Annotated in this window: 24 protein-coding genes; 16 read left to right on the top strand and 8 right to left on the bottom strand. The window is 56.8% G+C overall.

What is annotated here, in order from left to right; all coding sequences use genetic code 11:
* Positions 1-19: 19 nt before the first annotated feature.
* A complete protein-coding gene (locus WDB70_RS02055) occupies positions 20-214 on the top strand; it encodes a hypothetical protein (RefSeq protein WP_406666115.1) in 195 nt (64 codons plus the stop codon).
* Between the two features lie 171 nt (positions 215-385).
* Positions 386-1183, top strand: a complete 798-nt coding sequence (locus WDB70_RS02050) for a response regulator (protein ID WP_406666113.1) — start codon at positions 386-388, stop codon at positions 1181-1183.
* Here the strand turns inward: WDB70_RS02050 and WDB70_RS02045 are convergent.
* The 3 genes from WDB70_RS02045 to WDB70_RS02035 are packed head-to-tail and all read right to left on the bottom strand — an operon-like array spanning position 1180 to position 3700.
* Positions 1180-1755, bottom strand: coding sequence for a DUF922 domain-containing protein (locus WDB70_RS02045; RefSeq protein WP_406666111.1), 576 nt, complete (start codon positions 1753-1755; stop codon positions 1180-1182). The genes WDB70_RS02050 and WDB70_RS02045 overlap by 4 nt on opposite strands.
* A 3-nt stretch (positions 1756-1758) precedes the next feature.
* The gene (fghA, locus tag WDB70_RS02040; RefSeq protein ID WP_406666109.1) at positions 1759-2580 is read right to left on the bottom strand and encodes an S-formylglutathione hydrolase; all 822 of its coding nucleotides are present in this window, start codon (positions 2578-2580) and stop codon (positions 1759-1761) included.
* Positions 2581-2587: 7 nt separating this feature from the next.
* The gene (locus WDB70_RS02035) at positions 2588-3700 is read right to left on the bottom strand and encodes an S-(hydroxymethyl)glutathione dehydrogenase/class III alcohol dehydrogenase (protein WP_406666107.1); all 1113 of its coding nucleotides are present in this window, start codon (positions 3698-3700) and stop codon (positions 2588-2590) included.
* Between the two features lie 91 nt (positions 3701-3791).
* On the opposite strand from WDB70_RS02035, the gene WDB70_RS02030 reads away from it, so the two are divergent.
* A complete protein-coding gene (locus WDB70_RS02030) occupies positions 3792-4670 on the top strand; it encodes a LysR substrate-binding domain-containing protein (protein ID WP_406666105.1) in 879 nt (292 codons plus the stop codon).
* Here WDB70_RS02030 and WDB70_RS02025 read toward each other — a convergent pair.
* Entirely contained in the window at positions 4667-5245 is a 579-nt protein-coding gene (locus WDB70_RS02025) for a hypothetical protein (protein WP_406666103.1), read from the bottom strand. The genes WDB70_RS02030 and WDB70_RS02025 overlap by 4 nt on opposite strands.
* Before the next feature lie 129 nt (positions 5246-5374).
* Here WDB70_RS02025 and rsmE point away from each other — a divergent pair, with 129 nt between their 5' ends.
* The 4 genes from rsmE to ruvX all read left to right on the top strand — a co-directional run bounded on the left by rsmE (position 5375) and on the right by ruvX (position 8144).
* A complete protein-coding gene (gene rsmE / locus WDB70_RS02020) occupies positions 5375-6103 on the top strand; it encodes a 16S rRNA (uracil(1498)-N(3))-methyltransferase (RefSeq protein ID WP_406666101.1) in 729 nt (242 codons plus the stop codon).
* A gap of 9 nt (positions 6104-6112) precedes the next feature.
* Entirely contained in the window at positions 6113-7045 is a 933-nt protein-coding gene (gshB, locus tag WDB70_RS02015) for a glutathione synthase (RefSeq protein WP_406666099.1), read from the top strand.
* Between the two features lie 110 nt (positions 7046-7155).
* The gene (locus WDB70_RS02010; protein ID WP_406666097.1) at positions 7156-7728 is read left to right on the top strand and encodes a YqgE/AlgH family protein; all 573 of its coding nucleotides are present in this window, start codon (positions 7156-7158) and stop codon (positions 7726-7728) included.
* Positions 7725-8144: a Holliday junction resolvase RuvX gene (gene ruvX, locus WDB70_RS02005; RefSeq protein ID WP_406667992.1), complete on the top strand. Its 420-nt coding sequence runs from the start codon at positions 7725-7727 to the stop codon at positions 8142-8144. The genes WDB70_RS02010 and ruvX overlap by 4 nt, the downstream gene beginning before the upstream one ends.
* 24 nt (positions 8145-8168) lie before the next feature.
* Here the strand turns inward: ruvX and WDB70_RS02000 are convergent, their stop codons facing one another.
* Together WDB70_RS02000 and WDB70_RS01995 are read right to left on the bottom strand one after the other, a co-directional pair.
* Positions 8169-9278 (bottom strand): PilT/PilU family type 4a pilus ATPase, encoded by a 1110-nt coding sequence (locus tag WDB70_RS02000; RefSeq protein WP_406666095.1) that lies wholly within the window; start codon positions 9276-9278, stop codon positions 8169-8171.
* A gap of 10 nt (positions 9279-9288) precedes the next feature.
* Complete coding sequence (locus tag WDB70_RS01995) at positions 9289-10323, bottom strand: type IV pilus twitching motility protein PilT (RefSeq protein ID WP_406666093.1); 1035 nt, start codon at positions 10321-10323, stop codon at positions 9289-9291.
* Between the two features lie 33 nt (positions 10324-10356).
* Here WDB70_RS01995 and WDB70_RS01990 point away from each other — a divergent pair, with 33 nt between their 5' ends.
* Genes WDB70_RS01990 through hemW form a run of 7 tightly spaced genes read left to right on the top strand, consistent with a single transcriptional unit; the run spans position 10357 to position 14915 of the window.
* A complete protein-coding gene (locus WDB70_RS01990) occupies positions 10357-11055 on the top strand; it encodes a YggS family pyridoxal phosphate-dependent enzyme (RefSeq protein WP_406666091.1) in 699 nt (232 codons plus the stop codon).
* 12 nt (positions 11056-11067) lie between these two features.
* Positions 11068-11883, top strand: a complete 816-nt coding sequence (gene proC / locus WDB70_RS01985) for a pyrroline-5-carboxylate reductase (protein WP_406666089.1) — start codon at positions 11068-11070, stop codon at positions 11881-11883.
* Entirely contained in the window at positions 11883-12428 is a 546-nt protein-coding gene (locus tag WDB70_RS01980; protein WP_406666087.1) for a YggT family protein, read from the top strand. Before proC ends, WDB70_RS01980 begins: the two co-directional genes overlap by 1 nt.
* 2 nt (positions 12429-12430) lie before the next feature.
* Positions 12431-12733 (top strand): DUF167 family protein, encoded by a 303-nt coding sequence (locus tag WDB70_RS01975; protein ID WP_406666085.1) that lies wholly within the window; start codon positions 12431-12433, stop codon positions 12731-12733.
* A gap of 1 nt (position 12734) precedes the next feature.
* The gene (locus WDB70_RS01970; RefSeq protein ID WP_406666083.1) at positions 12735-13169 is read left to right on the top strand and encodes a DUF4426 domain-containing protein; all 435 of its coding nucleotides are present in this window, start codon (positions 12735-12737) and stop codon (positions 13167-13169) included.
* Between the two features lie 34 nt (positions 13170-13203).
* The gene (rdgB, locus tag WDB70_RS01965) at positions 13204-13788 is read left to right on the top strand and encodes an RdgB/HAM1 family non-canonical purine NTP pyrophosphatase (RefSeq protein WP_406666081.1); all 585 of its coding nucleotides are present in this window, start codon (positions 13204-13206) and stop codon (positions 13786-13788) included.
* On the top strand, positions 13788-14915 hold the full coding sequence (gene hemW / locus WDB70_RS01960; RefSeq protein WP_406666079.1) for a radical SAM family heme chaperone HemW: 1128 nt from the start codon (positions 13788-13790) through the stop codon (positions 14913-14915). Before rdgB ends, hemW begins: the two co-directional genes overlap by 1 nt.
* 3 nt (positions 14916-14918) lie before the next feature.
* Here hemW and WDB70_RS01955 read toward each other — a convergent pair whose 3' ends face one another.
* The gene (locus WDB70_RS01955; RefSeq protein ID WP_406666077.1) at positions 14919-15692 is read right to left on the bottom strand and encodes a DUF2884 family protein; all 774 of its coding nucleotides are present in this window, start codon (positions 15690-15692) and stop codon (positions 14919-14921) included.
* 152 nt (positions 15693-15844) lie between these two features.
* Positions 15845-16609 (bottom strand): tRNA (guanosine(46)-N7)-methyltransferase TrmB, encoded by a 765-nt coding sequence (gene trmB, locus WDB70_RS01950; protein WP_406666075.1) that lies wholly within the window; start codon positions 16607-16609, stop codon positions 15845-15847.
* A gap of 11 nt (positions 16610-16620) precedes the next feature.
* Here trmB and mutY point away from each other — a divergent pair, with 11 nt between their 5' ends.
* Positions 16621-17670 (top strand): A/G-specific adenine glycosylase, encoded by a 1050-nt coding sequence (mutY, locus tag WDB70_RS01945; RefSeq protein ID WP_406666073.1) that lies wholly within the window; start codon positions 16621-16623, stop codon positions 17668-17670.
* Positions 17667-17939 (top strand): oxidative damage protection protein, encoded by a 273-nt coding sequence (locus WDB70_RS01940; protein WP_406666071.1) that lies wholly within the window; start codon positions 17667-17669, stop codon positions 17937-17939. Before mutY ends, WDB70_RS01940 begins: the two co-directional genes overlap by 4 nt.
* Positions 17940-17958: the final 19 nt, after the last annotated feature.

The raw sequence follows: 17958 nt of genomic DNA, 5'->3' as shown, positions 1-17958 counted from the left end.
ACGAAATAGGAGTGATATTTTGCACACCTTTGAAGTGAATAATATTTTAGGTGACTTTTGTGTGACCCGTATCCAGCAGGCCATCATGTGCCTGGATGTGGACGCGCAGGTTAAAATCAACCGCGATGAAAATCGCATTACCGTGTTTAGCGATCAAAGCCCGCAAATGCTGCGCGAAGCGCTGTCTGAGTCTGGTTTTCCGGCGCTGGCTTGATGGAGATTTATCGTTAGTTTTCTAAATTATCCATTTGTATAGAAATCTGACGATAGCACTCCCCGCCGCCTGTTTTGCAGGCGGCTTTTTTATGCAGGCCAGTAACAACTTGCCATTATGCTAAAACTAGTGACAATGGGCTCTTAGCACGCTCGATACAGAAGAATAACAATGCAGTCACTGTCTCCTGCCGATCTCTCCCTGTTACTGGTGGAGCCATCCGATACCCAGCGTCGGGTGATCGCCCGCCATTTACGACAAGAGGGTATTGATACCCTCGACAGCGCCGCCACATTGGCTGAAGCCATGGCTATGATCACCCGTAATCGCCCCGATCTGGTGCTCAGTGCCCTGCACTTCAGTGACGGCACCGCCTTAGATCTGGTGCAGCAATTACGGGCTGACAGCCTGTTGCGCGACACCCCTTTTGTGCTGGTATCCAGCGAGCGGCGCCCAGCCGAGCTGGAAGCTTTCAAGCAGTCAGGGGTGGTGGCCATCTTGCCAAAGCCATTTAACCGTGAGCAGTTAGGGTTGGCGATTAACGCCACCTTGGATCTTTTGGCGCCACAAGAGTTGGAGCTGAGCCATTTTGACGCGCAGTCGCTGCGGGTGTTGGTGGTGGACGACAGCCGCCTGGCCCGCCGCCACATTCAACGGGTTTTGGAAAATCTGGGTATTATTCAGATCACTCAGGCAGAAGATGGCAATGAAGCTATCAACCTGTTGAGCGAGCAAATGTTTGATTTAGTGGTGACCGACTACAACATGCCCAACGTCAATGGCCGCGAGCTGACCGAGCATATTCGCCATCATTCTGCCCAGTCACACCTGCCGGTGCTGATGGTCACCAGTGAAGCCAGCGGTGCCCATCTGGCCAACATTGCCCAGTCCGGGGTCGACGCTATCTGCGACAAACCTTTTGAGCCTTCGGAAGTACGCCAGCTACTGTATAAACTGCTGGAGCACTAACGGTCTTGGTGGCGGGCCATTTCGGCCTGCTGCCAGAGTTTGTCACGCTCATCCAGTGCCTGATCCTGACGCGCCCGTGTTGCCATACTTTGATCTCGCAACACGACAAAACGCGCCTTCAGCGGCTGACAATCCGACCCGGCCGGTAACGCCAGTAATTGCTGACGCAAGGTTTTCACCATCGTCACCACATGCCGGCGATGCTGATATTCATGTTCGATCAGGTGAGCATGAAAGCCGTGCCAGCGGTTTTGTAACGCCGTGCTTTGCTGGCCAATATTCTGCCAGCGCGGCAAAGTGAAGGTAACCTTGACCCGCGCCTTAACGGCGGCAATACGACATTCACCGGGCCGGCTCATAAAAGCCAACTGGTATTTCACCTGCCAGGCGGTTTGTGCCCAGGCATGGTTGCCTTTACCCGGCCGGCTACGCACGGCAGCTAACAGGGCCGGCCAGCTGTCAGCGGTAACCTGGTAGTACTGACGGCTCTCCTGGTAATGCACATCCGGGCTGTCAAAAGGGCTGGCGGCAAGCGGTGCCGTCAGCAGCCAGAACAGCCAGCCCTTGTGCATCACTCAGCCAAGCTGCGCGGCATGGAAACGCAGATGCGCTGCCATGAAGGTGGCGACGAAGAAGTAGGAGTGATCATAACCCTCATGCAGGTTCAGGCTAAGGTCACTACCACTGCGCTTGGCCGCTGCTGCCAACGCATCCACTCGCAACTGCTCGTCAAGGAAGTTATCCGCCTTGCCCACGTCCACCCGGATTGGCCAGGGAGCCTTGGCATCCGCCAGTAACACGGCCGCATCGTAGGACTGCCAGGTGGCTTCGTCCTGCCCAAGATAGGCGCTAAACGCTTTGTGCCCCCAGGGGCAGTCTACCGGGTGACAGATCGGTGAAAACGCTGACACCGAACGGTAAAAGTCACGGTTACGCAAGGCCAGCACCAAAGCGCCATGACCGCCCATGGAATGGCCGCTGATACCGCGCTTGTTACTCAGCCCCAAGCCTTCGATCAGCGGCGGCAATTCCTGCACGATGTAGTCGTCCATGCGGTAATGGCTGGCCCAGGGCATTTCAGTGGCATTGACATAAAAGCCCGCCCCCTGGCCCAGATCATAGCTGTCATCATCAGCCACATCGGCACCGCGGGGGCTGGTATCCGGGGCGACAATCGCCAGCCCCAGTTCTGCGGCCAGGCGCTGGGCACCGGCCTTTTGCACAAAGTTTTCATCGCTACAGGTAAGCCCTGACAACCAGTACAGCACCGGTGTGTGGCTGCCGTAGCCGGGCGGCAAAAACACCGACAGGGTCATCGGGCAGCCTAATACCGCCGAGTCATGTTGGTAGCGGCGCTGCTCGCCGCCAAAGCACAGATGACTGTCAATCAGTTCCATATGGCCCTCAATACAGGATCACTGAGCGAATACTTTTGCCTTCATGCATCAAATCAAAGGCTTTGTTGATGTCTTCCAGGCCCATGGTGTGCGTGACAAAATCATCCATGGGGATCTCCCCCTGAAGATAACGCTCGACCATCGCTGGCAGCTGACTGCGGCCCTTTACGCCACCAAAGGCACTACCGCGCCAGACCCGGCCAGTGACCAACTGGAATGGCCGGGTGCGGATCTCCTGGCCGGCCCCGGCCACACCGATGATCACCGACTCACCCCAGCCCTTGTGACAACATTCCAGAGCGCTGCGCATCACATCCACATTGCCAATACACTCGAAAGAATAATCCACGCCGCCGTCGGTCAGCGCCACAATCACATCCTGAATAGGGTCGCTGTAGTCTTTGGGATTAATGCAATCAGTGGCACCGAGCTTTTCTGCCATGGCAAATTTTTCCGGATTCAGGTCAATGCCGATAATGCGCTCGGCACCGGCCATCTTGGCGCCGATAATGGCGCTCAGGCCAATACCGCCCAGCCCGAAAATGGCAACCGTGCTGCCCGGCTCAACTTTGGCCGTATTCATCACCGCACCGATACCGGTAGTGACACCACAGCCAAGCAGGCAGACTTTATCCAGCGGTGCTTCTTTGTTGATCACCGCCACCGAGATCTCCGGCAATACGGTGTACTCACTGAAGGTAGAGGTCCCCATGTAGTGGAAAAGCGGCTTGCCATCGAGGCTGAAACGGCTGGTGCCGTCAGGCATCAAGCCCTGCCCTTGAGTGGTACGGATCGCCTGGCAAAGATTGGTTTTGCCAGACAAACAAAATTTGCACTTGCCACATTCCGGGGTGTAGAGCGGGATCACATGATCGCCAACGCTGACCGAGGTCACACCGGGGCCCACCGCTTCAACTATACCGGCTCCCTCATGGCCCAATATGGCCGGGAACAAGCCTTCAGGATCGGCACCAGACAGGGTGTAAGCGTCAGTGTGGCAAACGCCGGTGGCTACCAGTCGCACCAGCACTTCACCGGCTTTCGGCGGCGCCACATCGACAGTCACAATTTCCAGGGGTTTACCGGCGGCAACCGCCACCGCAGCGCGCGATTTGATCATCACAGACTCCTTTTCAGTTTTACCCATTGTATTGCGCTGTGGCGCTGAGATAATCACCTAATTAACAAAACACTTTTTCTTATTGGTAAAAATGAGCACATTTGCCGGTATCGATACCTTGGTCGCGGTAGTTGAACAGCAAAGCCTGTCAGGGGCCGCCCGCACCCTGGGCGTATCTGTGGCCCATGTCAGCCGCCAACTGACCGCACTGGAAAAACGCCTGGGCAGCCAGCTCATCAAGCGTAGCACCCGGCAACTGACGGTCACGGACTCCGGGGAACTTTACTATCGCCATGCCCGCCAGCTACTCGATGGCCTGGCCGAGGCTGACGACGCCGTAGCCACCCTGGAAGGGCGCTTGCAGGGGCGGTTACGGATCACCGCAGCCACCGCCTTTGGTGAACGCTTCGTCGCTCCGGCGGTGATGCATTTTCTGACCGCACACCCGGCCCTGAAAGTGGATCTTATCCTCAGCAACAGCAACCTCGATCTGGTAGCCGAAGGCATTGATGTGGCGATTCGACTAGGACAATTGGCCGACTCCAGCCACCTGGCCACCAAACTGGCCCCGCGACGCTTGTATCTGTGTGCATCATCGGCTTACTTGCAGCGCTTCGGTACACCGGCCAGTGCCGCCGAACTGGACCGCCACAGCTGCCTACTGGGCACACTGGGTTATTGGCGCAGCAAAGCCGGGCCATTAAGGCCGGAGGCGCGGCTACGGCTTAACTCAGGCAAGGTGCTGCTCAATGCCGCCCTCGACGGCCTGGGGATTGTCCAGCTGCCGGACTATTACGTGGTCGACCACTTGGCCAGCGGCCGTTTACAAGAGGTGCTGGCGCCGTTGCGGCCAGCAGACAGTGCGGTTTGGGCCCTGCATCCGGCCCGCCTGGCAAAAACACCACGGGTGGCCCGCTTTGTTGAGCACTTGCGCCAACATCTGACAGCCACCCTGCCCAAACCGCTCTAGTCGAGACTGGTGCGATAGCCGCGCAGCAACAGGGTCAGGCAACAAATCAGCAGCGCCAGGCTCAGGTGAAACAGACTGCTTTGCTGATCGCCGCTCAGCCCCGGGAGCAGCGGCAACATGGTCATCACCCCCAGCGCCAGCACGGTCAGATAAAAACGCCACATCCGCGGGTAATTGAGCATCTGCTTGCCTACCAGCGCCATCAGCAGCATCGATACTGCCTCTGACAACATTGGGGTGGCCAGCACCAGGTTTGCCATACCCAACCCCGCCAGTACCAGGATCAGATAACGGCTGCTTTGTTGGCGCACATTAAACTGCCAGGCCACCAGCGCCACTAACAACACCATCGCCAAGCGTTTAGCCACAAACATCAGCTGACCATAGAAGGCTTCCTGCATCAGCAGGTGGGCATATATAGCCACCCCCAGTAACGCCGTCAGCGCCATGGCCAGTAACACCACAATAAACCCATGGCGTACCACAGGCCGCAGCGGTTGGCGCCACAACGCCAACACGCAGAAAACCATGGTCAGAATAAACAGGGCTTCGGCAATCAGGGAATAGAGCTTCATTGGTCCTGCAGATTTGCGTCTGTATCTGCGCCCAGTGTAGCAATGGCATCGACGGCGGCAAAAAACTTGTCACCCGGCCAAGCCATCAACGACAATGGCCGCCTGCTTAGCTCTGCTCCGGGAGGACCTGTGCGACAACCCCGCATTTATGATCCGCAGCCACTGGCCTGCGATAGCCTAGTGACCCTCGGCAGCGATGGGGCTAACCATGTTGGCCGGGTACTGCGTATGCAACCAGGCGAAATTATTCGCCTGTTCAACGGCGACGGCAACGACTACCCGGCAACCTTGCAGGAAGTCAGCAAAAAGCAGGTAGTGGCCGAAATCAGCGGCGTCAATGTGCTGCACAACGAGTCTCCTCTGGCGCTGACGCTCGGGCAGGTGATTTCCCGCGGCGACCGTATGGATTTTGTCATTCAAAAATCCGTGGAGCTGGGCGTGAAGCAAATTGTGCCGCTGTTTTCCGAACGCTGTGGCGTCAAGCTCAGTGGCGAACGGCTGGAAAAAAAGGTCAGCCAGTGGCAAAAGATCGCCATCAGTGCCTGTGAACAATCGGGCCGTGCCTGGGTGCCAGAAATCACCCCGGTACAGCAGCTGGCCGACTGGGTGAAAGCGCCTTTTGCCGGTCACAGCCTGACCCTCAGCCCCTACGCCACACAGACCATTGCCACCTTACCGGCCAGCACTCAGGCACGGCTGCTGATCGGCCCGGAAGGGGGTTTTACTGACGAGGAAGTAGCACTGGCCAGCCAGGCCGGCTTCACTGATGTATTGTTAGGCCCCAGGGTACTGCGCACCGAAACCGCGGCCCTGGCTGCCATCACCGCCCTGCAGTTGCAGCTGGGCGATCTGGGATAAGGAGCTGTAATGAAAATCGGCATCGTTATGGACCCCATCGGGGCCATTAAACCCATCAAAGACACCACCTTTGCAATGGCGCTGGAAGCCCAGCGCCGCGGCCACCAGCTCTACTACATGGAAATGGCTGACCTGCTGCTCGAAGACGGCGAGCCCTGGGGGCATATGGCCGAGCTGACGGTACGAGACGACCCTGACGACTACTACCACCTGCAACAGGCGCAATCCGCTCCGCTCAAGGAGCTGGACATTATCCTGATGCGCAAAGATCCGCCCTTTGACACCGAATACATCTACGCCACCTATATCCTTGAGCGGGCCGAGCTGGCCGGGGTCAAGGTGGTGAACAAACCCCAGAGCCTGCGCGACTGCAACGAAAAACTGTTCACCGCCTGGTTCCCAGAACTGACGCCAACAACCCTGGTAACCCGGCGCGCCGACCGGTTACGGGCTTTTCACGCCGAGCATGGTGATGTGATTTTCAAGCCGCTTGATGGCATGGGCGGCGCATCGATTTTCCGCCTGAAGCCGGATGAGTCCAACCTCGGGGTGATCATCGAAACCCTGACCGAACATGGCAGCCGTTACTGCATGGCCCAGACCTACCTGCCTGCCATCAAAGATGGCGACAAGCGGGTGCTGGTCGTTGCCGGCAAGCCGGTGGAACATGTACTGGCACGCATTCCTCAGGGTGGAGAAACCCGCGGCAATCTGGCCGCCGGGGGCCGGGGTGAAGTTCGCCCGATTAGCGATGCCGAACGCCGTATTGCCGAAACCGTAGGGCCGGAACTGGTCAAACGCGGCCTGTATTTTGTCGGTCTGGATGTGATTGGTGACAAGCTCACCGAAATCAACGTCACTTCCCCAACCTGTGTGCGGGAAATCGAGGCGGCAACCGGTATCAATATCTGTGGCCGCTTGTTTGCAGCGCTGGAAGCGTAACTCTTGGGGGCTACGCCCCTTGAAAAACAGCACTGACGCCCCCAGTTTTATGCCATGTCTGCAAGCTATTGCCATACTAGAGAGAAGAGACCGACGATCGGTACATGCCTATGAGTGGTCTGCAAAATCATTTTCTGGTTGCCACACCAGCCATGCGCGACCCCTTGTTTGCCCGCACAGTGACCTACTTGTGCGAGCACAACGATGAAGGCGCCATGGGGCTGGTGGTGAATCAACCGGTTAAAATCACCGTTACCGACATGCTGCGCCAGTTACAGCTGGTCGATGATGACGAGCCCACCAGTCTGCGTGGCCGCCACGTTTTTTCTGGCGGGCCGGTTAACCCGGAGCGGGGCTTTGTTATTCATACCCCCAAGCGGGGTTTTAATGCCAGCCTGCCACTGGGCGAGCATCTGATGGTGACCACCTCTGTCGACATCCTCTCTACCCTTGGCGGCCAGCAAGGCCCGGCCCAGTTTATCGTGACCCTCGGTTATGCCGGCTGGGAAGCCGGGCAACTGGAAAAAGAACTGACAGACAACGCCTGGCTGCTGGTACCGGCCGATCCAAAATTCGCACAGAAACTGCTGTTTGAGACGCCACCGGCCCAACGCTGGCAAATGGCCTGTGAACACCTGGGTTTTGATATCTGGCAATTGTCCAGTGATGTGGGCCACGCCTGATGGCCCGTACCCTCATCGCCTTTGACCACGGCGCAAAAAGTATTGGTGTTGCAGTAGGCCAAGAAATCACCGGTTCGGCGCAGCCATTACCGGCTCTGCGAGCCAATGACGGCCAACCCGACTGGCAACAAGTCGCCAAGGTACTAGCCGAATGGCAGCCGGATCTGCTGGTGGTTGGCCTGCCCCTAAACATGGATGGCACCGAGCAGAACACTACCGCTGCGGCCCGCAAATTTGCCGGGCGTTTGCATGGCCGCTTTGGCCTGCAGGTAGAAACGCAGGACGAGCGCCTGACCACCGCCGCAGCCAAGGAATGGTTATTCGCCCATGGCGGCTATCAGGCGCTGGAAAAGGGTAAAATAGACTCGGTGTCGGCCTGTTTGATCCTAGAAAGCTGGTTTGAAAATCAATATTAAAAAAGGGCGCCTGAGCGCCCTTTTTTATTCGCTGATAGTGACATTATCGAGTGAACTGGTTTTCCCAGCCTCATTCTGGCTCAGTTTGATCATCAAGCGCAGATCGTTCGGCGAGTCGGCATAGTGCAGTGCATCGGCATAACTGATCTCACCTTTGGCAAAGAGCTCAAACAGCGCCCGGTCGAACGTCATCATGCCCAGCTCGCGAGAACGCTCCATGGTGTCTTTCAGTAAATGCAATTCACCTTTACGGATCTGCTCTGACACCAGTGGTGATTGCAGCAATACTTCGGTCGCCACAACCCGCCCTAAACCGTCTTTTTTCGGTACCAGTTGCTGCGCGACAATGGCTCGCAGGTTCAGGCTCATATCAAACAGGAACTGATCGTGCTGCTCCTTGGGCACCAAATGCAGCACCCTTTCCAAAGCCTGGTTGGCATTGTTGGCGTGCAGCGTAGCCAGGCACAGGTGACCGGTTTCGGCGAAGGCCAGGGCAAATTCCATGGTTTCACGGCTGCGGATTTCGCCGAGCAAAATCACATCCGGGGCCTGGCGCAAGCTGTTCTTCAGCGCCACATCAAAGGATTCACAATCAATGCCCACTTCCCGCTGGGTAACAATGCAGTGCCGGTGGTTATGGACGAACTCGATAGGGTCTTCAATGGTGATGATATGGCCGCGGCTATTTTCATTGCGATAGCCAATCATCGCCGCCAGCGAGGTGGACTTGCCGGTACCGGTGGCGCCAACCATCAGCACCAGGCCGCGCTTGGTCATGACAATATCTTTAAGACTGTCAGGCAAGCCCAGTTCATCGATGGTGGGGATTTCGGTCTGAATGCGCCGCAGTACCATGCCAGCCGAATCCCGCTGGGTAAACACGGAAACCCGGAAACGGCCGATACCTTTGGCACTGATGGCAAAGTTACTGTCTTTGTGTTCACGAAATTCCGTTTTCTGCTTGCTGTTCATCACCGACTCGACCATCGCCCGGGCATCGACGTTGGCCAGGGGCTGGTCGGTCACCGGCCGGATCTCACCATCTACCTTGATGCTCGGTGGCAGGCCCGCGGTAATGAACAGATCCGACGCGCCATGTTCGATCATGTGCTGCAGCAGGCTTTTCATATCCATGTTGTTGTCCTCAGAAAGCGTTCTTGTCTACCGCTTTGCTGCGCGCATCGAGGCGGTTAATCAGATTGCGGCCCAGCAGCTCTTTGAGGCACTGATCCAGCGTTTGCATGCCATGTGACATACCGGTCTGAATCGCCGAATACATCTGCGCCACTTTGTCTTCACGGATCAGGTTACGAATAGCCGGCGTGCCAATCATGATTTCGTGAGCGGCAATACGGCCACCACCGGTTTTTTTCAGCAGGGTTTGTGAAATAACCGCCTGCAGGGATTCAGACAGCATCGACCGCACCATGGATTTTTCACCCGCCGGGAAGACATCGATAACCCGGTCGATGGTCTTGGCCGCCGAACTGGTGTGCAGGGTACCGAACACCAGGTGGCCGGTTTCTGCGGCAGTCAGCGCCAGACGAATGGTTTCCAGATCCCGCAATTCCCCGACCAGTACCACATCCGGGTCTTCCCGCAGCGCTGAACGAAGGGCTGCCGAAAAGCTGTGGGTGTCGCGGTGTACTTCCCGCTGGTTGATCAGGCACTTTTTATTTTCATGAACAAATTCGATAGGATCCTCGATGGTGAGGATATGGTCATGACGGTTGTCATTGACGTAATCGATCATCGCCGCCAGGGTGGTGGACTTACCGGAACCGGTCGGGCCGGTTACCAGCACCAGGCCACGGGGCTTACTGGCAATGTCTTTGAAGATGTTCGGCGCCCCCAGCTGGTCCAGCGTCAGTACCTTGGATGGGATGGTCCGAAATACCGCTGCGGCACCACGGTTCTGGTTGTAGGCGTTAACACGAAAACGGGCCACGCCGGGGACTTCAAAAGAGAAATCCACTTCCAGTCGTTCTTCGTATTCCTTGCGCTGTTTGTCATTCATGATGTCATAAATGAGCGCGTGCACTTCTTTGTGCCCCAGCGCAGGCAGGTTGATGCGCCGCACTTCACCGTCAACCCGGATCATCGGCGGCACACCGGCCGACAAATGCAAATCCGAGGCGTTGTGTTTTACGCTAAACGCCAGCAGTTCGGTAATATCCATCTTGTCGTTATCACTCTTACCTAGCGGGTCAACATGACAACCATAGCAAAACGCCTGGACACTGTACGGATGCGTATCAAACAGGCTGCCGAAGTTGCCGGGCGTGACCCGGATACCATTACATTGCTTGCGGTCAGCAAGCGCAAACCCCTTGAAGATGTCATCGCCGCCCTGGCCTGTGGCCAGCAGCAATTCGGCGAGAATTATGTGCAGGAAGGGGTGGAGAAGATCCAGGGCCTTTCCCGCTGCCAGCCAGACAGCCATGCCCAGTGGCACCTTATCGGCCCCCTGCAGTCAAACAAGACGGCAGTGGTGGCACAGCATTTCGACTGGGTGCAGAGCATTGACCGGCTAAAAATCGCCCGCCGCCTGTCAGAGCAGCGTCCAGACCACCTTAAACCGCTGCAGGTATGCATACAAGTGAACATCAGTGGCGAAGACAGTAAATCCGGGGTGGCAGCGGCTGACGCCCTGGCCTTGGCCGCCGAGGTGGCAACACTACCACGGCTAACACTACGCGGGTTGATGGCGATACCCCAGGCCACTACTGACAACCACCAGCAGCATCAGGCCTTTGCTGCCATGCAGGCGCTTTTTCGCCAACTGCAGGCACAACACCCTCAGGCCGACACCCTGTCACTGGGGATGAGTGATGACCTAGAAGCCGCTATCATGGAGGGCGCTACACTGGTTCGCCTGGGTACCACGATTTTTGGTGCCCGCACAAACTAAACAAGGTTGAACATGGAACAAAAACGCATTGCATTTATCGGCGCTGGCAACATGGCCGGCGCCATCATGGGCGGGCTGGTTGCCTCCGGCTACCCGGCCAAGCTCATTACCGCCTCCAACCGTTCCGAAGGCAAGCTTGAACATCTGGCCGCTGAATATGGCATCAACACCACCACGGATAACCGCCAGGCGGCAACCGGCGCAGACGTGGTCGTACTGGGCGTCAAACCCAATATCATGGAGAAGGTCTGCCATGAGCTGGCCGACCTGAACGATGGCAAGCGGCTGTTTATCTCCATTGCTGCCGGCGTCACGCTCGGCCATTTTGAACGCTGGTTCGCAGCCGCCGTACCGATGATCCGCACCATGCCCAACACGCCATCACTGCTGGGCCTGGGCGCTACCGGCCTGTTTGCCAGCGCTACGACCAACAGTGATGACAAAGCCTTCGCCGACATGCTGATGCGCGCCGTTGGCAAAACCGCCTGGGTTAAGGCGGAGCCGGAACTGGACCACATCATTGCCGTCGCCGGCAGTGCTCCGGCCTATTTCTTCCTGTTTATGGAAGCCATGGAGAAAAAAGCCGTGGAGTTGGGCCTGAACGCCGCGACCGCCCGTGAGCTGGTACAACAAACCGCCCTGGGTGCGGCGCAAATGGTCTGCAAGCGCGAAATGCCCATCAGCGAGCTGCGCCGCCAGGTCACCTCGCCAGGTGGCACAACGGCCCAAGCAGTAAACAGCCTGCAAGAAGCCGGTCTTGAGGGCATTGTTGCTGACGCCATGGACGCCGCCATCAAGCGCGCGCGGGAAATGGCCAAGGAGCTTTAATGAACGCTGTTGTTTTTCTTCTCAACACCCTGTTCGAGCTGTACACCATGCTGGTGTTACTGCGGGTTTGGCTACAGTGGTCACGGGCGGATTTTTATAATCCGTTCAGCCAGTTTGTCGTCAAAGCCACACAGCCTGTAGTGGCCCCACTGCGCCGGGTGATCCCGCCCATTGGCCCGGTGGATACCGCCTCGGTACTATTTGCCTTGGTATTGACCGCCATAAAACTGGTGGTTCTGAACCTACTGCTTGGTGGGGGTATGCCACCGCTGGTGGCCCTGCTGTTTGCCTCAGCGGTGCAGCTGGTCAGTACGATTTTTCAGCTGATCATTTATGTGATTTTCGCCGGCGTGATCCTGTCCTGGGTAGCACAAGGCTACCACCCGGTCGCCGCCGCCATATTTCAGCTCACCGAACCGCTGCTGCGGCCTATTCGCAGCATTTTGCCCAGCATGGGCGGGCTGGACTTGTCACCGATGATCCTCCTGTTGGGGCTCTATTTCCTGCGCATGTTGCTGCAGGATCTCACCGGCATCGCCTTCTAACCGTGGCGGCCTTTAGCTGGCAAGGGGCTGACTTACTGCTGCAGCTGTACGTGCAGCCCAAGGCCAGCCGCAATGCTTTTGCCGGTATTCACGGTGATGAGCTGAAACTGGCCATCACCGCGCCACCGGTAGACGGTAAGGCCAACGAGCATATCCGCAAGTGGCTGGCCAAACAGTGCAAAGTTGCTAAAACTCAGGTGTTGATTGAGCAAGGCCAGCTCAGTCGCCACAAGCGAGTTCGGGTACAGTGCCCGGCCCGCCTACCCGATGACTGGGATTGGCTCACCGAGCCACAAGGAGCTTGATATGTCATGGTTACGCACACTGCTCATCATCCTGGCTGTTGCCTGGGCTATGCCGGCTGGTGCTGAGCAGATGCAGCAAAAAGGGCCCTATCAGATCCACTACCAGGCCTTGCCCAGCACCTTTTTAACTCCTCAGGTAGCTCGCCAGTATCAGCTCACCCGTAGTAACTCGGTGGGGCTGGTCAATATCGCCGTACTGGACAGCCGCAAGCCTGGCACCCCCGGTATCAAGGCCAAGGTTACCGGCACAGCCAGGAATCTGTTGGGCAATAGCCTGACTCTCAATTTTCGTGAAATCAAAGACGGCCCGGCGGTGTACTACATTGCCAGTGTCCCCTTTCGCAACGAAGAGCAATTTCAGTTCCAGTTGACCATCACCGCGGCAAATGGCGAACACTACCCACTGACCTTCAGCCACAAGTTCTACCAGGACTGATGTGCTATCATGGCGCCCCTTTTTCGGAGGTGTCATGAGCAAGATTGTGCTGGCCACCGGCAATGCCGGCAAAGTCAAAGAACTGGGCGCCATACTGGCGCCGCTGGGTATGAACGTTGTCCCGCAAAGTGACTTTTCTGTCGCAGACGCCATTGAAGACGGCACCACCTTCGTCGAGAACGCCATTATCAAGGCCCGCCATGCCGCTCGCCTGACCGGCTTACCGGCAATTGCTGATGATTCTGGCCTGGTGGTCGATGCCCTGGGCGGCGCCCCTGGTATTCATTCCGCCCGCTACAGTGGTGAACACGCCAGCGACGCCAGCAATATCGACAAGCTGCTGGGCGCCATGGCTGAGCACAGCGAGCGTAGCGCCCGCTTTGTTTGCTGCCTGGTTTACTTGCGCCACGCCGCTGATCCGTTGCCGATCATTTGCCAGGGACTGTGGCAGGGTGAAATCGCCCACCAGCGCTGCGGTGACGGCGGTTTTGGCTACGATCCGGTGTTTTTTGTGCCGGCTTTAGGCAAGCACGCCGCCGAGCTCAGCAAAGAAGAAAAGAATGCTGTCAGCCACCGCGGTAAGGCTCTGCAACAACTGCTGGCTGAGCTTCGCGCCTGATGCCACCACTGTCGCTTTATATCCACATTCCCTGGTGCGTACAAAAATGTCCGTACTGCGATTTTAATTCCCATGCCATACGCGATGGCATTCCCGAGCAGGCTTATGTGGATGCCCTGCTGGCGGACCTGGACGCCGACCTACCACTGGCCGCCAAGCGGCCGTTACAGAGTATTTTTATTGGCGGTGGCACGCCCAGTATTTTTGCCCCCGAAAGTATTGCCCGGCTGCTTGATGGGGTACGCCAGCGCCTGACCTTTGCTGACGATATTGAAATCACTCTGGAAGCCAACCCAGGCACAGTAGAGGCCAGTAAATTCATCGGTTTTTATGAGGCTGGCGTTAATCGCCTGTCGATTGGCATTCAGTCTTTACAGCAGGACAAACTGAACCTTTTGGGCCGTATCCATGATCCGGACGAAGCCTTGCGAGCTGCCGCTCTCGCCGCTGACTGCGGGGTACGCAGCTTCAACCTGGATTTGATGCACGGCCTGCCCGGCCAGCGCCCGGCAGATGCGCTCAGCGATTTACGCCAAGCCATCGCTTGTGCGCCGGCCCACTTGTCCTGGTATCAGCTCACCATCGAGCCCAATACGCTTTTTGCCAGCAAGCCGCCGGTTCTGCCGGACGATGAAACCTTGTGGGATATTCAGGAAGCAGGTCATCAGCTACTGCTGGACGCAGGTTATCGCCAATACGAAGTGTCGGCTTATGCCAAACCCGGCTTTGAAGCCCGCCACAATCTCAATTACTGGCGCTTTGGCGATTATCTGGGAATTGGTTGTGGTGCCCACGGTAAAATTACCTCGGCCTCTGGTGCAGTAAGCCGCACCGTCAAGGTCAAGCACCCCAAAGGCTACCTTGACTCCGGCCGCCCCTATCTGGATCAGCACTGGCAGGTGGAACGCAGTGAACTGCCGTTTGAGTACTTCATGAACCGCTTGCGGTTGTTTGAACCGGTACCCAAAGCCGAGTTCCGTGCCCGTACCGGGCTGGCGCCAGACAGTGCCGACGCGTTGCTGAGTGAGGCCTTTGTCAAAGGTTTATTGCAACACAGCGACAGCCACTGGCAACTTACCGACCAGGGCCATCGCTATTTAAACCAACTGCTGGCGCTGTTTGTGTAGCGCTTAGCGCTTCACCACTTCTATCCAGCCGGGGATGCTGTCTTTGAGCGCGTTGTCTTGGGCATCAATAGCCTTGACCTGCTGACAGAAATCCTCGGCTTGCTGGCTCAGCTCATTACTGCGCTTGTCGGCAATCTTGTCGATTTTGTCGGCTTTGGCTTCCATGTTCTTACTCCAGGCGTCCAGGCGACTTTCCATATCGCCGCCTTCATCACTGCTCATCACTTTACCAAGCTGGGTAAAAAGGCTGCCCAGTGACTTTTGTACGGCCGTTTTGATCTGTTTTTCAAACTGTTCGCCAAAGGCTTGATCCATGCCGTTATCCAGGTTACCGGCGCCCAAATGCCAGGTACCGTCCTGCTGGTAGAGTTTTTTATGGATATGCTGTTCAGCAGTGTTGAGGCTGGTACTGATACTCTGGCCGGCATCGGCACCGAGCATTTCGGTAACCACCGTATCACTGATCTCTCGAGCCAGTTTCAGTGCACTCTGCGCCAGTTTCGCGCCACTTTGCACACCAGCATAGAGCGACTGGTTGAACTGTGTCAGTTGCTGGTGCTGTTGCTTGCTGAGCTGCTGCTTGCTGCTATTGAGCCACAGCTGGCCATTATCAAAACGCATCAACGTCTTGTTGCTGTCTTGCACAGTGAAACTATGGGCGTTGACCGTAAGGTCATGGGGCATGTTCAGGCTGCACTGGTCATCGATTTTGATGTTATCTGCCATGGCAGTACCACAGAGCAACAATGCCGGGAGAAAATACAGAACCTTTTTCATGATGCTTTCCTTGTAAGCGAGACAACGCTGCTGTTACAAGGCTCATGCCAGCATGAAAAAGCATTTCATTTCAATATGATATTGAAATGAAATGATGGCAAGGAAGGCGAAATAGACCACTTTTTGGCGAAAAAAGAGAGGCCTAGCCTCTCTTAATCAACGCGCTCAAACATCAGATCCCAGACCCCATGGCCTAACCGCTCACCGCGCGCTTCGAACTTGGTTTTGGGGCGAAAATCAGGCCGTGGCATATAGTCACCGGTAGCCGAGAGATTTCGATAACCCGGCGCCGCCTGCATCACTTCCAGCATGTGCTCGGCGTAGTTTTCCCAGTCGGTGGCCATATGAAAGACACCGCCAATGGCCAGCTTCTGACGTAATGTCTGCACAAATTCAGGCTGCACTATGCGGCGCTTATGGTGGCGTTTTTTGTGCCAGGGGTCAGGAAAATACAGTTGCACCCGGTCCAGGCTGGCATCGGCGATGTTGTCGGCCAGTACCTCGACAGCATCATGTTCAAATACCCGCAGGTTGCTGACGCCGGCCTCGGCTGCCGCCATCAGGCAGGCACCGACACCGGGGCGGTGCACTTCAATACCAATAAAGTTACGCTCCGGGGCGGCGGCTGCCATTTCCACCAAGGACTTGCCCATGCCAAAACCGATTTCCAGGGCAACCGGCTGGTTATTGGCAAACACCGCAGCAAAATCGAGGCGGCCCATGTCGTGGCTCAGCCCCATAGTGGGCCATTGCTTTTCCAGGGCTTGGGCCTGGCCTTTGGTCAGGCGGCCTTCACGGCGCACGAAGCTGCGAATACGGCGCAGATAAGGCGTGTTTTCCGGGGTTTGCTCTGACATCAAAGGCTCCTGTGTTTTGGGGGCGGCATTATCGCTACAATGCCGGTCTATTTCCAGCATCTCACAGCACCATGGCACTCACTGACAGCTTCGCTCCGCGCATTCTTGCCTGGTACCACCAGCACGGCCGTAAAACTCTGCCCTGGCAGCAACAAAAGACGCCCTACAAGGTCTGGGTCTCGGAGATCATGTTGCAACAAACGCAAGTGGCCACCGTGGTCCCCTACTTCGAGCGGTTTATGAGCCGTTTTCCTGACGTGGTAAGCCTTGCGGCAGCGCCTGTTGATGAAGTGCTGCACCACTGGACCGGCCTCGGCTATTACGCCCGAGCGCGCAACCTGCACAAGGCGGCGCAGCAGATTGTCAGCAGCCATGGTGGCCGCTTTCCCGAGCATATTGAGCAGGTTCAGGCACTGCCGGGGGTTGGCCGCTCGACTGCTGGCGCGGTGTTGTCGCTGGCACTGGGCCAGCACCAGCCAATCCTTGATGGCAACGTGAAGCGGGTATTGGCCCGGCATCAGATGGTGGCCGGCTGGCCCGGTAACAAGCAGGTTCATGACCGACTTTGGCAGCTGGCCGAACGGCTTACTCCCAGCCAGGACGTGGCCGCTTACAATCAGGCGATGATGGATATTGGCGCGTTACTGTGCACCCGCAGCAAGCCGCAATGTGAGCAATGCCCGGTGGCCAGTGATTGTCAGGCCCGTCAGACTGGCAGACAAAGTGAGTTCCCCGGTAAAAAGCCGAAAAAAGCCTTACCGATACGTACGGCCACATTCTTGCTGATCCGCCAGCAAGGCCGCATTCTTTTACAAAAACGGCCCCCAGCAGGCCTCTGGGGAGGATTGTATTGCCCACCAGAAGTTGATGCTGTTGGCGCCTGGCTGGCGCAGCAGCACTTTGTGGCAACCCGTGAACAGCCCTTGACGCTGTTTCGCCATACCTTCAGCCATTTTCATCTGGATATCAGGCCACTACTGATTGATGTAGAAAGCCTTGGCGGCACTATCATGGAAGCGGACGACAGCCTCTGGTATAACTTGGCCGATCCGCCAGCCGTTGGCCTGGCGGCTCCGACCAAAAAACTCCTGCAACAGCTGACCTCAGAGGAAGACTCATGAGCCGTACCGTTTTCTGCGCCCGCCTTAACAAAGAAGCCGAAGGCCTGGATTTTCAGCTCTACCCTGGTGAGCTGGGTAAGCGCATCTTCGACACGATTTCCAAAGAAGCCTGGGCTGAGTGGCAGAAAAAGCAGACCATGCTGATCAACGAAAAGAAGATGAACATGATGGATCCTGAGCATCGCCAGTTTCTGGAACAGGCCATGGTGGCCTTTTTGTTTGAAGGCAAGGACCCGCAAATCGACGGCTACACGCCACCGTCAGCCTAATTCTGTTCAGCCTTTGAGC

It is taken from the genome of Gallaecimonas aegicerasi, assembly GCF_045291545.1.
Classification (GTDB): domain Bacteria; phylum Pseudomonadota; class Gammaproteobacteria; order Enterobacterales; family Gallaecimonadaceae; genus Gallaecimonas.
The sequence above is the reverse complement of the archived record's forward strand: the minus strand, read 5'-3'. Positions and strand labels throughout refer to the sequence as shown.